Below are 13,715 nucleotides of genomic sequence, written 5' to 3'. Positions count from 1 at the left end.
TCGAGCACCAGTCGGCACGCCACAGTCGACCGGACGGGCGGGGTGGGCGCCACCTCGCTCCCGGTCCATTCTGCCGGCCTACCCTGGAACCTCAGCAGACGGAGCGGCTCACGTCGAGCCTCCCGCGGCACACCCTCCGACCGTCCGACGCCGTGACGCGGTCGCCCGACCGGAGGTCCGCCGGGTGCAATAGGCCGAATTGGCGCGCAAGGGGAAGGGGTCAGCCTCTCCCGCGCACCAGCCTCGCGAGGAAGATCAGCAGGCAGGCCCCGAGGATGCCGGTGATGAGGAAGGCGACCCAGCCGACGCCCAGACTCGTGTCGAGCGCGGCGAGGATCGCGTTGAGCACGACCGCACCGACGATGCCGAGGATGATGTTCATGAGGAGGCCCATGTCGCTGCGCATGGCCTTCTCGGCGATCCATCCCGCAAGGCCGCCCACGATGATCGCCGTCAACCATCCGACGCCATTGATGTCCATTTTCCGTCCTCCTCTCGGTGCGATGAACTCGCAAGGAAAATCAGCTCGGGGGTCCGCAGTTCCAATGCGCACAGCATAAGCCCACCGAGGAGCGGGCACGAGCCCTCTTGCGCAGCGCGCGGCGGGAGGTTAGATAGCTACATAATAGTTAGCATAGTACCTATTAGGTCGATATCCTTTCATGGATGCTCCCGAGACATCGCGCTTCGTCCGCGACCTCTCCACCGTCGCCCGAAAGATGCGGACCCTGTTCGATGCGCGGGCGCGCGAGAGCGGGCTCACCTACGCGCGGGCCGGGCTGTTCCTCTATCTGGTGCGCTGCAAGTCCCCGACCCAGGCCGAGCTCGCCGATGCTCTCGACGTCGAGCGGCCGACCATGGCGCGGCTGATCGACGGCATGGAGCAGGCGGGTCTCGTGGTGCGCGAGACGTCGGACAGCGACCGCCGGGTGCGCCATGTGGTGCTGACGCCGGCGGCGCAGGAGCAGGCGAAGGACGTGGTGCGCATGTCGGAGACGATGCGCGAGCAGCTTCTGAAGGGGATCGACCCGGAGGACATACGGATCGCCCACAAGGTGCTGCACAAGATGCTCGCCAACATCCAGGAGGCCTGAGGTGGACGCGCGCCCCGGGCCGATCGCCGAGAAGACCGATCCCGCCGACGCGGCGTCGCGGGGGCCGGACGCGAGCCCCGAGCGGCCGTCCGCCGCGTCCCCGGCCCCTGCCGCGGCGGGGGCGCCGCAGGCGGAGGCGGCCGCGGCACCAGGCGCCCCGGCGGGGCCGTTCGCCTATATTCCGATGCCGCCGTTGCGGGCGGCGGGCTACTGCGCCACCTCGGTGGTGCTCGCCCTCGCGCAGGGCTTCGGGCAGAGCCTCGTCTCGAGCAACGTCAATGTGCTGCAGGGCAGCTTCGGCGCCACCCAGGCCGAGGTCACCTGGCTTGCGGCCGCCTACCTCGCGCCCAACGTCTCGCTGACCTTGGCCCTCGTGAAGATCCGCGCCCAATACGGGCTGCGCAACTTCGCCGAGCTGTCGATCCTCGGCTTCGTGCTGGCGGCCATCCTCAACTACACCGCCCACGACCTCGACGCCGCGATCGCCGTGCGCTTCATGAGCGGCATGGCGGCGGCGCCGATGACCTCGCTCGCCTTCCTCTACATGCTGGAGCCGCTGCCGCCGCGGCTGAAGCTGGGTGTGGGGCTCTCGGCCGCGCTCACCTTCATCATGCTCGGGCCGACGGTGACCCGCCTGATCTCGCCCCACCTCCTCGACATCGGCCTGTGGCACGGCCTCACGGCGATGGAGATGGCGCTCGCGATGATCGGCTTCGGCCTCATCTATCTGCTGCCGCTCAACTCGCCGCCGCGCCACAAGGTGATCGAGGCGGCCGACGTGGTGAGCTATTTCCTGATCGCCATCGGCTTCGGCTCGGTCGCCGTCGTCCTGACGCTCGGCACGCTCTATTGGTGGCTCGAGGCGCCCTGGCTCGGCTGGCTCGTGGTGGTGGCGGCGGCGACGCTCACCCTCGCGGCGGTGATCGAGCTCAACCGCAAGAATCCGCTCCTCGACATCCGCTGGCTCGCGAGCCCGCAGATCGTGCACTTCGCCGGGGCGCTTCTCCTCTTCCGCATCGTGCTGTCGGAGCAGACGTCGGGCGCGGCGGGTCTCTTCCGCACGCTGGGCTACCTCAACGCCGACATGCAGACGCTCTACGTGGTGATCCTCGTCGCGAGCCTTGCCGGCGGCCTCGTCTGCGCCGTGAGCATGCGGCCCGGCAAGGAGCCGTGGTTCCACAGTGTCGCTCTCCTCCTGATCATCGTCGGCGCCGTGATGGACAGCACCATCACCAGCGCCACGCGTCCCGACGATCTGCTGCTCAGCCAGGGGATGATCGCCTTCGCCTCGGCGCTCTTCCTGCCGCCAGCGATGATGCGGGGGCTGATGGCGGCGCTCGCCAAGGGGCGCGAGTACATTCTGTCCTTCATCATCGTGTTTCTCGTGACCCAGAAGCTCGGCGGTACCCTGGGAGCGGCGGTGTTCGGAACGTTCGTCCGGTTGCGCCAGCAGCTCCACCTGACGCGCATCGTGGAAGGGTTCGCGCTCGGCGACACTCTCGTCACCGAGCGCCTCGCCACGCTGACGGGGGTCTACGGCGCCACGATGCCCGATGCGGCGAACCGCGCGGCCCAAGCCGCCGCCCAGCTCAAGAGCGAGGCGACGCGCGAGGCGGTGGTGCTCGCCTACGCCGACGCCTTCCGCGTCATCGCGGTCATCACGGCGTTGGCCCTTGCCGGTCTCTTCATTCACCTTGCCGCCGACTATGTGCGGGCGCGCCTCGCGCCCGGCCGGGCGGCAGAAAGGGCGTGATCGCCATGCTGTCCAGCTTTGCTCGCCACATCGCCACCCTCTTCGCCCTCGCGATCGGCCTGGTCGGGGTCGTCGCCGCGCTCTACGCCTGGCGCCTGCCTCCTTTTGCGAGCAGCGTGCACCTGACCGAGGACGCCTACGTGCGCGGCAAAGTGACGGCGCTCGCCCCGCAGCTGTCGGGCATCGTCGCCGACGTGGACGTCGCCGACTACGACCGCGTGTCGGCCGGCGACGTGCTGGTGCGCATCGACGATCGCATCTATCGCGAGCGCCTCGCCCAGGCCGAGGCGGCGCTCGACGGGGCGAAGGCGGCGCTCGCCAACGCCGAGCAGGACCGCAGCACGGCCGAGGCTAAGATCGCCTCCGCCGACGCCGGTGTCTCCTCCGCCGAGGCGGCGCTCAAGGTGGACGAGGCGAACCTCCAGCGGATCGAGAAGCTGTCGAAGCGGGGCGTCGCTACGGTACGTGCCGCCGACGAGCAGCGCCTCGCCCGCGATCAGGCCCGCGCCGCCCGCGATCAAGCGAAGGCCGAGGCCGAGAGCGCGCGGCAGAACCTCGCCTCCGTCGTCACCAACCGCCGCTCGCTCCAGGCGGCGGTGGAGAGCGCGGCGGCGGCGGTGAAGCTCGCCCGCATCGATCTCGAGAACACCAAGGTGACCGCTCCCGTCGACGGGCGTCTCGGCGAGGTGGCCGCCCGCATCGGTCAGTATGTGACGGCGGGCACGCGGCTCGCGATGCTGGTGCCCGACCGCATCTGGGTGGTGGCGAACTTCAAGGAGACGGAGATCGGCGACATGCAGGTCGGTCAGCCGGTGCGCTTTTCGGTGGACGCCCTGGGCGGCGAGGAGCTGACCGGGACCATCGAGCGCTTCTCGCCGGCGACGAACTCCGAATTCAGCGTGATCAGCTCCTCCAACGCGACGGGGAACTTCGTGAAGGTGGCGCGGCGGCTGCCGGTGCGGATCGCCATCGACCCCGATCAGCCGCTCGCCGATCGCCTGGCGCCCGGCATGTCGGTGGTGGCGAGGATCGACACCGCGCCTGAGGAGAAGATCGCGACCATGGAGGCCTCGATGACGCCGCGCGGTCGCCGTCATACCGACTGAGGCGACCGTTGCGTGGGCCGGTGGCGGCATGCGGCGCGGCCTTCCTGAAGCCGCCCGTCAGTCGGTGGCGGGGCGGGAGCCCACCGCCTCCAGAATGGCGCTGACGATGGCTTCCGCGTCGTAGGGCTTCTTGATGGCGGCGGAGCTGGGCCGGGCGTCGTCCGGCAGGTCCAGCCGCTCGCCGTAGCCGGTCACGAACACGTAGGGCACCTCTTGGGTGTTGAGCGTGCCGATCAGGCCGAAGCTCGTCTCGCTGCCGAGATTGACGTCGAGCAGGGCGACGTCGACCCGCTCGCTCTCCAGGATGCGCTTGGCGTCGGCGACGCTCATGGCGCTGAACACGGCGTCCATACCGTTGTCGGTGAGGAGCTGGTCGGCATCGAGCGCCATGATCATGTTGTCCTCCACGATCAGCCCGTGGAGGCCTTCCAGATTGCCCTCGGCGCGGGCGAGGCGCGGGGTCGCCGCCGCGGTCTCGCGGGCGGGCGCCGGTTCGTCGGAGACGCGGTAGAGGTCGGGCGGCAGGCTGAAGCGGGCGCGCAGGCCCGAGAGGCGATAGTCGAGCGAGACCTCGCCGCCGAGATCGTAGGGGATCGAGCGCTCGATGATGGTGGAGCCGAAGCCGCGCCGGGTCGGCGGCGTCACCGGGGGGCCGTTGCTCTCGCGCCAGTCGATGGCGACGCAGTCGTTGTCGTCCACCCCCCAGGTCACGTCGACGACGCCGGAGGAATCGGAGAGGGCGCCGTATTTCGCCGAGTTCGTCACCATCTCGTGGAACACCAGGGCGAGGGGGGAGAACGCCCGCGCCTCCACCATCACCTCGGGGCCGATGAGGTTTACCCGCCCCGCCTTCTGGCCGACGTAGGCCTCGACCTCGGTCTGGATGATGCGCTTGAGGCTCTGGGCGGCGTAGCTGTCGTCGGTGATCTGGTCGTGCGCGCGGGCGAGTGCCTGGATGCGACCGCCGATGATGTCGGCGAAATCGTCCACCGTCTGCGCTCCGGCCCGGCTCTGGGCGATCAGCGCCCGCATCAGCCCCAAGATGTTGCGCACACGGTGGTTGAGCTCGGCGATCAACAGATCCTGCCGCTGGGTGGCGAGGGTGCGCTGGCGCGCCGTCTCCTCGGTGAAGCGCAGGAGCACTTCGAGGATCGCGACGCGCAGCGCCTCACCGGACTTCTTCTGCGACAGCGTCCACGGCGCGCTCTTGCCGCGCACCGTCTCGCGCCACGCCTCGAAGCTCTTGCGCGGGCTGAGGCGCGGACCGTTCGGCCCGTACTCGGCGATCTTCTCCGCCGGATTGCCGGCCCAGGTCACGTGCTCGATCATCTCCTTGCGGAAGAAGAGGAGATAGTCGCGCGGAGTGCGCGAGATCGGGATCGCGAGGAGGCCGGCGCCGCTCGCGGTGAACTCGGTGGCGTGCGGGTAGACGGCGGACAGCTCGTCGGTGGCGTAGACGCGGCTCGACGCGGCGCGGTTGAGGAAGCGGGCGAGGGCGGGCATCTCGTCGGCGGACGGGCAGGCGCCCACGGTGCGGATGGCGCCGTTCGCCCACACGGCGAAGCCGTCGCAGGCGATGAGGTCGCGAAAGTCCTGGGCGAAGTCGATCAGCTCGTCGACGGAGGGGGCGGTGGAGACGAGGCGGCCGACGACCTTGTCGTGCAGGTCGCGGGCGATCTCGTCGGCCTCGCGCAGCTCCGTGGCGAGCCGCCCCTCGATGATGAGGCCGACGATCTGCCCGAACAGCTCGGCGCTGGAGCGAACCTCCATGGAGAGCCGGCGGGGGCGGTAGTGGTGGAGGGCGAAGAGGCCCCAGAGCTTGCCGTCGATCACCACCGAGATCGAGAAGGAGGCCGACACCCCCATGTTCTTCAGATACTCGATGTGGATCGGCGAGACGGCGCGCAGCACCGACAGCGACAGGTCGAGCGGCTCGCCGTGCGGGTTGCGGAGGGGCTCGACGGGCACGCGCTCCGACCCGACGTCGGCGATGATGCGGATGGGATTCTTGACGTAGAGAGCGCGCGCCTGGCTCGGAATGTCGGTCGCCGGGTAGTGCAGCCCGAGGAAGGATTCGATGCCGTGGGTGTGGGCTTCGGCGATCACCTGGCCCGCGCCGCTCTCGGCGAACTTATAGAGCATCACCCGATCGAAGCTGGTGACGGCGCGCAGCTGGCGGACGCACTCGTTGTAGAGCTGCGGCAGCGCCGTGCAGCGCTGGACCCGCGCCAGCATCGACTTCACCACCGTGTCGGTGTTGCGCCCGGGCTGGTGTTCCGACGGCTCGGCCTCGATCACGATCGAGGCGCCGGAGATGTGCACCGAGAGGTCGAACAGGCGGCCGGTCCCCACGAGGTCGATGCCGAAGATGCGCTCCGAGCCCTCGTTGGGGGTGAGAAGCTGCAGCCGCTCGCGCACCGCGGCGATGGTCGCGACGGGGAAGGCGTCGGAGAGCGGGGCGCCGAGCAGCTCGTCGGGAGTGCGGCCGAGCACGTCCGCCACGTTGATGGAGACGTGCTGGATCATCCAGTCCATCGACACGGCGAGGAGGATGCCGAAATCCTGGATGTGGCCGAGAAGATGGATGGGCTCCCGATCACAGTTGCTGAGATCAACGGTGTAGGGCAGGCGATGGTCGCTCATACTGTCTCGAACACGCTCCGTCGGGAGGCGTCGTCGGCGCGCTCGGCGTCGTCGGCGGCGGCTTCGTAGAGGCCGAAGGCCGCGCGCGCGGCGCGGACCGCGCCGCCGCGTCCCTCGGCGCCGCACCGGCACAGGTTGCGGAAGGCGAGGCTCGGCCCGCTGGCGGCGGCGTCGAGGAAATGGGTGGAGATCCCGTCCCAGCGACGGGCGGCGCCGCTCGCGGCGAGCTCCTGCGCGATCGCCCGCGCGCCGAAGCGCGAGCCGTCCAGCACGTAGATGACGCCGGCGGCCTCCGCCGCGTCGTCGGCGCGGGCGAAGGGGCGGCGTTCGAGCGGGGCGAGGTGGAGGGCGTCGAGGTCGGCGGCGAGCGCCGGCACGAGGCTGGAGCGGCTTGCGCAGAGGGCGCGCGACGCGCTGTCGCGGAGCGTCGTGAGCCAGCGTTCCAGGGCGCTCTGGGCGGCATGGTTCATGCGCAGAAAGCGGTGATAGAGCTCGGGCGTCGCGGCGCCGGTCATCGCCTCGAACCGACGGTCGAGACGGCGGTGCGCGGTGGCGGTGGCGCGGCGGAGAGTGTCTCGCAGATCAGCCCGCGAGCGCGCATCGCGGTGAAGACGACGAGTGTCGGATGGTGTCATCCACGGTGGAAATGCGGCACTCGCCCGTCTTGGCAAGGCCTGTCCGACCCGGAATGTGACGCCGTCACGAGGCCGTGAGGATCACGCCCCGTCCTGTCGGGCGAGCCAGGCGTCCACCACCTTGGCGGTCCCCATGAGGTGGTCGGCGAGAACCTCGCGTGCCGTTTCCGGTGCACCGTCGCGGCAGACCTCCACGAGGATCTCGTGCTCCTGGCGGGCCGACTGGCTCACCGCCGAGTAGGAGGTCGCCCGCCAGCGGGCATGCCGGAAGCGCTCCGACTGATCGTAGACGGCTTCGATCGAGGTCAGCAGCGAGGGCGAGCCCGCGCCGCGATAGATCGCCATGTGAAAGGCGCGGTGGCACTCCTCCCAGGCGTCGGCGTGGAGGCGGTAGGCGTGGTCGGTGACGTCCGCCTCCGGCGGCTGGTTGGCGATGAGGCCGGCGAGCCGCAACGCGACCTCCTCGCACCAGTCGGGCCCGCGCCGGGCGACGGCGCGGCTGATCGCCTCGCCCTCCAGGAGAACCCGCAGGCTGTAGATGTCGGCGAGCTCGGCGCGCGTCGGTCGTCGCACGCGGAAGCCGCGATGGCCCTCGGCTTCGATGAGGCTCTGTCCCGAGAGCCGGCTCAGTGCCTCGCGCAGGGGGCTGACGCCACAGCCATATCGCTCCTGCAACGCCTTGTTGCCGAGCCGCGCGCCGGGCTCGAAGACGCCGTCGAAGAGATCGCGCTTGATCGCGCAATAGATGCGCTCCGCGGTGGTCGTGCCGTCCGCTGCTGTGCCTTGTCGTGCCATCGCCCCAACATTTTGGAATCTTCTGGACAGAGTTATCCAAGTGCGTCAATCTGACCGCGTTCTGGCTGCCCGATCAAGCGAATGGATGTCGCTGGCGCGGGCGCCTGCCGAGGCGATTTCGAGAGATCCGGCGATGACGGCGCTTGCCACACTTGCGACACCCACCGGCCCCGTGGGCTGCCTGAAGATCGGCGAGGCCTTCTATTCGGCGTCGGCCGTCGCCGCTCTCACCGGCATCGCGCTGCCCGCCGCGGTGGTCGACATCGTGCCCGTCTGGGCAGCGCTCGCGGAAGCGATCGCGGCGGCCGAGGCGCTCGTCGTGGCGAGCCTCCCGCCGGTCGCCACCCTCGGCGATGCGGCATTCCTCGCCCCGCTCCTGTGGCCCGGCAAGGTGCTCTGCGCCGGCGCCAACTACTACGACCACCTGGCCGAGATGGGGATGCCCGGCGCCACCAAGGAAGGCCAGCGGCTGTTCTTCTTCATGAAGCCGCCGCGGCAGGCGGTGGTGGGGGCGGGCGCCACCGTGCGCATGCCGCTCGATTGCGAGAAGTTCGACTGGGAGATCGAGCTCGCCGCCGTGATCGGCACCACGGCGCGGGCGGTACCGGTCGAGACGGCGCTCGACCATGTCGCCGGCTACACCGTCGCCCTCGACCTCTCGGCCCGCGACAAGAACCAGGCGCCCGACCAGTTCTACAAGCTCGATTGGGTGGCCGGGAAGGCGAACGACACCACGTGCCCGCTCGGCCCCTGGATCGTCCCGGCGTCGGCGATCCCCGATCCGCAGAATGTCGGCCTGAAGCTGTCGCTCAACGGCGATGTGAAGCAGGACGGGTCGAGCCGGGACATGATCTTTTCCGTGGCCGAGCAGATCGCGATCGCCTCGCGCATCATGACGCTCGAGCCGGGCGACGTGCTTCTCACCGGCACCCCCGCCGGCGTCGGCGTCCCGAAGGGCGCGTTCCTCGCCCGCGGCGACACCATCGAAGCGACCATCGAAGGCATCGGGACGCTCACCGTCTCGGTGCGGCCGGACTGACCCCAGCGTCTCAACCCCTTTGCGAGAGGACATTTGATGTTCACGACCCGCATCGCACTCGCTGCCGCCGCCCTCGCCGTCACGTGCGCGATGGCCGAGGCGGAGACCATCCGCTTCTCCACCGCCGGCCCGGCGCCGGACTTTCTGGCGAAGTCGCTGGAGAGCTTCGCCACCAAGGTCGCCGATGCCGATGTGGGGGTGGAGGTCGAGGTCTATCCGGGCAGTTCGCTGTTCCGCCAGGGCACCGAGGTGCCGGCGATCCAGCGCGGCAATCTCGAGATGAGCACCATGACCACCTTCGAGATCGCCGCCCAGCTCCCCGAGTGGGGCTTCCTCAACCGCGCCTATCTGTTCCGCGACTACGATCACATGATGAGCGTGATGGAGGGCCCGGTCGGCGACGCGCTGAAGGAGGCGGTGGCCGACGGGATGGGCATCGAGATCCTCGCCGTCGCCTATCTCGGGACGCGGGAAGTGAATTTGCGCGAGGCACGCGACGTCAGCGGTCCGGCCGACCTTGACGGCGTGAAGATGCGCATGCCGGCGAGCCCGGAGTGGCTGCTCCTCGGCGACACGCTCGGCGTGGAGCCTACCCCGATGGCGATGCCCGAGGTCTATGTGGCACTCCAGACCGGCGCCATCGACGGCCAGGAGAACCCCCTCACCATCACCAACGCCGCCAAGTTCTGGGAGGTGACGCAGCAGATCGTTTTGACCGACCATCTGGTGCAGCCGGTGTTCTACGCCATCGGCAAGGACTTCTGGGATGGGCTGTCGGACGAGCAGAAGCAGGCGGTCGCGACCGCCGCAGTCGCCGCCGCCGACGAGAACAACAAGGGCCGGCGGGGCGACGAGATGACCGTCGCCGCCACGATGAAGGACAAGGGGCTGCGGGTCGACGAGATCGACCTGACCCCGTTCCGCGACAACGCCGATGCGATCTATGCCGACGCGCCGCTCGCCGAGCCCTGGAACAAGGAGATGATGGCCGAGGCGATGAAGTAGGCCGATGGCCGCCGCGATCCGCCTCGCGGCCGCGACGGCGCGCCTCGTCGGCCGCCTGGCGGAGGGCGTCGCCGCGCTCGCCTTCGCGGCGATGGTGCTCCTCTTCGCCGCGGCCATCGCCAGCCGGCACGGCCTCGCCGCCCCGATCCGCTGGTCCGACGAGGTGGTGACGCTCACCTTCATCTGGATCGTCTTCGGGGCCGCAGCGTTCGCGATCCCCTATCGCGAGCACATCGCCGTCGGCCTTCTCTACGATCGCCTGTCGCCCGGCCGGCGGCGCTGGATGGAGGCGGGGGGCACCCTCGCCGCCGGCCTGGTGCTCGCCGCGACGCTGCCGGCCACCATCGACTACACCGCCTTCCTGTGGCGCGAGCGGACCCCCGCCCTGATGTGGCCGCTCGACCGCGCCTATGCGGTGTTCGCCGTGTTCCAGGGGATGATGGCGCTGCGCCTGTTGGTGCGTGCCGGCGCCGCCGTCCTCGGCCGGCCGCTTCCCGCCTGATCCGACCGAGCCCGCCCCCCCGATGAGCCTCGCCTTTCTCGCCCTCCTCGCCGTCCTTCTGGGGCTCGCCGTGGCGCGGGTGCCGATCCCCTTCGCGATGCTCTCGGCGGGTTTCGTCTATCTCGCCGTGTCGGGGCAGGATCTCGGGCTCGTCACCGACCAGGTGATGAACAGCCTCTTCAACAACTACGTGCTCCTCGCCATTCCGATGTTCGTGCTCGCCGCCAACGTGATGAACGCCGGCACCATCTCGGAGCGGCTGTGGCGGGCGGCGGACACGCTGGTGGGGCGGGCGCGCGGCGGGCTCGGGCACGTCGCGATCCTCGTCTCGATGGTGTTCTCCTCGATGTCGGGCAGCGCGGTGGCGGACGCCGCCGGCCCGGGGCTCGTGTCGATCCGCATGATGCAGGAGGTGGGCGGCTATCGTGGCGGCCTCGCCGTGGCGATCACCGCGGCGGCGGCGGTGATCGCGCCGATCATTCCGCCGTCGATCCCGATGGTGCTCTACGCGCTGAACTCCGGCGCCTCGGTGGGGGCACTGTTCCTCGGCGGCGTGGTGCCGGGGCTCTTCATCGGCGTGTCGCTGATGGCGACACTCGCCCTCGTCGCGCGGCGGGCGGGGCTGCCGGCGGGGAGCCGGCGCTCGGCGGCTGAGACGCGGGCCGCGCTCGGCGGCGCGCTCGTGCCGCTGTCGCTGCCGGCGATCCTCCTGGGCGGCATCTGGTCGGGGATCTTCACCCCCACCGAGGCCGCCGCCGTCGCCGCGCTCTGGGCCTTCTTCCTCGCGATCGTCGTCTACCGCGCGCTGACCCCGCTCGGCGTCTGGCGCGTCCTCAGGGACTCGATGACGAGCTCGGTGGTGGTGATGCTCCTGATCGCCGGCGCCTTCCTCATCAACTACGCGGTCACGGCGGAGCGGCTCGACCGCGGCCTCGCCGATCTCGTCACCGGGGCCGACCTTTCGGCCTGGCAGTTCCTCGCCATCGTCAACGTGCTCTTCCTGCTGCTCGGCTGCATCATCGACACCGGCACGCTGCTCCTCGTGCTCGTGCCCCTCCTGATGCCCACCGTGCATGCCCTCGGCATCGACCCGGTGCACTTCGGCGTCGTCATCACCGTCAACATCATGATCGGGCTCGTGACGCCGCCCTTTGGGCTGCTGCTCTTCGTGCTCGGCCGCCTCACCCATGTCGGAGTGGGGGCGGTGGTGCGCGATCTCTGGCCGTTCGTGCTGACGCTGATCGGCTGCCTCGTCGTCCTCACCTACGTGCCGGCGATGGTGCTGGCGCTGCCCCGCGCGTTCGGGTTCGACTGACGCGCCGCGAGGATCGCGGAGAGGTCGAAGGCGGCGGCGATCAGCTCGCGCGTGTAGCCCGTGGCGGGCGCCTCGAAGATCCGCGCCGTCGGACCCTCCTCCACCACGCGGCCGTCCTTCATCACCATCACGCGGTCGGCGACGGCGCGGATCACGGCAAGGTCGTGGCTGATGAAGACGTAGGCGAGGTTGTGCGCGGCTTGGAGTGCCAGGAGGAGGGCGAGCACCTGCTTCTGCACCGAGCGGTCGAGGGCCGAGGTGGGCTCGTCGAGGACGAGGGCGGCGGGCTTCAGCACGATCGCCCGGGCGATGGCGATGCGCTGGCGCTGGCCACCGGAGAATTCGTGCGGGAAGCGCCGCGCCATGGCGCCGTCGAGGCCGACCTCGGCGAGCGCGGCGACGGCACGGGCGCGCCGCTCCGCCGCGCCGAGCTCGGGGGCGTGGACCGTCAGCCCTTCGGCGACGATCTCGCCCACCGTGAGGCGCGGCGACAGGGCGCCGTAGGGATCCTGGAAGACCATCTGGAGCGCGTGGCGGTAGGGGCGCATCTGCCGGCGGGAGAGGCCGGTGATCGGCGTGTCGCGAAAGCGCACCTCGCCGGTCGCCGGCAGGAGGTTGAGGAGGGCGCGGGCGAGGGTGGACTTGCCGGAGCCCGACTCGCCGACGATCCCCACCGTCTCGCCGGGCGAGAGGGTGAGGCTGACGCCGTCGACCGCGGCGAGCTGCGCCCCGCGGCCGATGGCGAAGTGGACGCCGACATTCTCGGCGCGCAGGATCGGTGGCGCCGGCGGGGCGGTGGGCTTAGTGCCCTCGGGCTCGGCGGCGAGGAGCATCCTCGTGTAGTCCTCCCGCGGCGCGGTGAAGATGGTGGCGACGTCGCCCTCCTCCATCACGCGCCCGTCGCGCATCACCATGACGCGCTCGCAGAAGGCGCGGACGATCTGCAGGTCGTGGGTGATGAAGAGGATCGCCATGCCGAGCCGGGTCCTGAGGTCGGCGATGAGGGCGAGGATCTCGGCCTGGATCGTCACGTCGAGGGCGGTGGTGGGCTCGTCGGCGATGAGGATGTCGGGCTCGTTGGCGAGCGCCATCGCGATCATCACGCGCTGGCGCTGACCGCCGGAGAGCTCGTGCGGATAGGCGCTCACGCGGCGCTCCGGGTCCTTGAGGCGCACGAGGTCGAGGAGCTCCACCGTGCGTCGCCGGGCGGCGCGGGCGGAGAGGTGGGAGTGGACGCGCAGCGTCTCGGCGATCTGCCGGCCGACGGGCTGGAGCGGGTCGAGCGAGGTCATCGGCTCCTGGAAGATCATGGTGATCTTCGCCCCGCGCACCCGGTTGAGACGGCGCGCGGGGAGGCCGATGAGCTCCTCGCCGCGATAGCGCGCCGAGCCGCGCGCCGTCCCGTTCTTGGCGAGAAGGCCCATGGCGGCCATCATCAGCTGGCTCTTGCCCGACCCCGATTCACCGACGACGGCGAGCGCCTCGCCCGCGGCGAGATCGAGATCGATGCCCTTGACGGCCTCGACCGGGCCGTCGGGGGTCGCGAAGCTTACGCGCAGATCGCGGATCGAGAGGATGGGGGCCGTCATCGTCCGGCCCGCCCGGTTGCGCCGGTGGGATGATCAGGACGGCGCTGCGCGCCGACATTCTTCCTCGCGGGGCGAGGGGGGTTCCCCCCTCGCGCTCCCCCCGCCTCGCCGGCGGGCAGGGGTTCGGGCCATCCAGCCGCTTCGCGGCCGGCTCTCCCGATCTCCTGCCGTGAGGCTGGGTCGGGCTGCGACCGCGTCAAGGGTCCGGCTGCGCCCGGCTGCGCCGCCCTTGACCCGGC

12 protein-coding genes are annotated in these 13,715 nt (G+C 70.4%); 7 read left to right on the top strand and 5 right to left on the bottom strand.

Translation table 11 applies throughout. The features are described 5' to 3' along the window. Positions 1 to 220: 220 nt before the first annotated feature. On the bottom strand, positions 221 to 481 hold the full coding sequence (locus tag JCR33_RS05330) for a GlsB/YeaQ/YmgE family stress response membrane protein (protein ID WP_211110080.1): 261 nt from the start codon (positions 479 to 481) through the stop codon (positions 221 to 223). A gap of 181 nt (positions 482 to 662) precedes the next feature. Here JCR33_RS05330 and JCR33_RS05325 point away from each other — a divergent pair, with 181 nt between their 5' ends. The 3 genes from JCR33_RS05325 (at position 663) to JCR33_RS05315 (ending at position 3,953) form a co-directional block, all read left to right on the top strand. Next, on the top strand, positions 663 to 1,094 hold the full coding sequence (locus JCR33_RS05325) for a MarR family winged helix-turn-helix transcriptional regulator (RefSeq protein WP_198880987.1): 432 nt from the start codon (positions 663 to 665) through the stop codon (positions 1,092 to 1,094). Positions 1,095 to 1,278: 184 nt separating this feature from the next. Further along, positions 1,279 to 2,847, top strand: coding sequence for an MFS transporter (locus tag JCR33_RS05320; RefSeq protein WP_198881239.1), 1,569 nt, complete (start codon positions 1,279 to 1,281; stop codon positions 2,845 to 2,847). A gap of 5 nt (positions 2,848 to 2,852) precedes the next feature. Continuing rightward, entirely contained in the window at positions 2,853 to 3,953 is a 1,101-nt protein-coding gene (locus JCR33_RS05315; protein WP_198880986.1) for an HlyD family secretion protein, read from the top strand. 57 nt (positions 3,954 to 4,010) lie between these two features. Here the strand turns inward: JCR33_RS05315 and JCR33_RS05310 are convergent, their stop codons facing one another. The 3 genes from JCR33_RS05310 to JCR33_RS05300 form a co-directional block, all read right to left on the bottom strand. Next, the gene (locus JCR33_RS05310) at positions 4,011 to 6,596 is read right to left on the bottom strand and encodes an HWE histidine kinase domain-containing protein (protein WP_198880985.1); all 2,586 of its coding nucleotides are present in this window, start codon (positions 6,594 to 6,596) and stop codon (positions 4,011 to 4,013) included. Further along, positions 6,593 to 7,111 carry a heme oxygenase-like domain-containing protein gene (locus tag JCR33_RS05305; protein ID WP_198880984.1) on the bottom strand — a complete coding sequence of 173 codons (519 nt, stop codon included), beginning with the start codon at positions 7,109 to 7,111 and terminating at the stop codon, positions 6,593 to 6,595. Before JCR33_RS05305 ends, JCR33_RS05310 begins: the two co-directional genes overlap by 4 nt. A 201-nt stretch (positions 7,112 to 7,312) precedes the next feature. Next, on the bottom strand, positions 7,313 to 8,026 hold the full coding sequence (locus JCR33_RS05300) for a GntR family transcriptional regulator (RefSeq protein ID WP_198880983.1): 714 nt from the start codon (positions 8,024 to 8,026) through the stop codon (positions 7,313 to 7,315). A 133-nt stretch (positions 8,027 to 8,159) separates the two neighbouring features. Here JCR33_RS05300 and JCR33_RS05295 point away from each other — a divergent pair, with 133 nt between their 5' ends. The 4 genes from JCR33_RS05295 to JCR33_RS05280 are packed head-to-tail and all read left to right on the top strand — an operon-like array spanning position 8,160 to position 11,887. After that, the gene (locus tag JCR33_RS05295; RefSeq protein WP_198880982.1) at positions 8,160 to 9,065 is read left to right on the top strand and encodes a fumarylacetoacetate hydrolase family protein; all 906 of its coding nucleotides are present in this window, start codon (positions 8,160 to 8,162) and stop codon (positions 9,063 to 9,065) included. Between the two features lie 36 nt (positions 9,066 to 9,101). After that, positions 9,102 to 10,070, top strand: a complete 969-nt coding sequence (dctP, locus tag JCR33_RS05290) for a TRAP transporter substrate-binding protein DctP (protein WP_198880981.1) — start codon at positions 9,102 to 9,104, stop codon at positions 10,068 to 10,070. 4 nt (positions 10,071 to 10,074) lie between these two features. Beyond that, on the top strand, positions 10,075 to 10,572 hold the full coding sequence (locus JCR33_RS05285; protein WP_198880980.1) for a TRAP transporter small permease: 498 nt from the start codon (positions 10,075 to 10,077) through the stop codon (positions 10,570 to 10,572). A 22-nt stretch (positions 10,573 to 10,594) separates the two neighbouring features. Next, complete coding sequence (locus tag JCR33_RS05280) at positions 10,595 to 11,887, top strand: TRAP transporter large permease (RefSeq protein WP_198880979.1); 1,293 nt, start codon at positions 10,595 to 10,597, stop codon at positions 11,885 to 11,887. Here the strand turns inward: JCR33_RS05280 and JCR33_RS05275 are convergent. Next, entirely contained in the window at positions 11,836 to 13,476 is a 1,641-nt protein-coding gene (locus JCR33_RS05275) for an ABC transporter ATP-binding protein (protein ID WP_198880978.1), read from the bottom strand. The genes JCR33_RS05280 and JCR33_RS05275 overlap by 52 nt on opposite strands. Between the last annotated feature and the right edge of the window lie 239 nt (positions 13,477 to 13,715).

It is taken from the genome of Acuticoccus mangrovi, assembly GCF_016411865.1.
Lineage (GTDB): Bacteria > Pseudomonadota > Alphaproteobacteria > Rhizobiales > Amorphaceae > Acuticoccus > Acuticoccus mangrovi.
The sequence above is the reverse complement of the archived record's forward strand: the minus strand, read 5'-3'. Positions and strand labels throughout refer to the sequence as shown.

Bases quoted from the DNA above. Each gene is read 5' to 3' on its own strand.
- JCR33_RS05330 (WP_211110080.1), bottom strand. From the start codon at position 481: ATGGACATCAATGGCGTCGGATGGTTGACGGCGATCATCGTGGGCGGC.
- dctP (WP_198880981.1), top strand. From the start codon at position 9,102: ATGTTCACGACCCGCATCGCACTCGCTGCCGCCGCCCTCGCCGTCACG.
- JCR33_RS05295 (WP_198880982.1), top strand. From the start codon at position 8,160: ATGACGGCGCTTGCCACACTTGCGACACCCACCGGCCCCGTGGGCTGC.
- JCR33_RS05305 (WP_198880984.1), bottom strand. From the start codon at position 7,111: ATGACCGGCGCCGCGACGCCCGAGCTCTATCACCGCTTTCTGCGCATG.
- JCR33_RS05320 (WP_198881239.1), top strand. From the start codon at position 1,279: ATGCCGCCGTTGCGGGCGGCGGGCTACTGCGCCACCTCGGTGGTGCTC.
- JCR33_RS05280 (WP_198880979.1), top strand. From the start codon at position 10,595: ATGAGCCTCGCCTTTCTCGCCCTCCTCGCCGTCCTTCTGGGGCTCGCC.
- JCR33_RS05300 (WP_198880983.1), bottom strand. From the start codon at position 8,026: ATGGCACGACAAGGCACAGCAGCGGACGGCACGACCACCGCGGAGCGC.
- JCR33_RS05315 (WP_198880986.1), top strand. From the start codon at position 2,853: ATGCTGTCCAGCTTTGCTCGCCACATCGCCACCCTCTTCGCCCTCGCG.
- JCR33_RS05310 (WP_198880985.1), bottom strand. From the start codon at position 6,596: ATGAGCGACCATCGCCTGCCCTACACCGTTGATCTCAGCAACTGTGAT.
- JCR33_RS05285 (WP_198880980.1), top strand. From the start codon at position 10,075: ATGGCCGCCGCGATCCGCCTCGCGGCCGCGACGGCGCGCCTCGTCGGC.
- JCR33_RS05325 (WP_198880987.1), top strand. From the start codon at position 663: ATGGATGCTCCCGAGACATCGCGCTTCGTCCGCGACCTCTCCACCGTC.
- JCR33_RS05275 (WP_198880978.1), bottom strand. From the start codon at position 13,476: ATGACGGCCCCCATCCTCTCGATCCGCGATCTGCGCGTAAGCTTCGCG.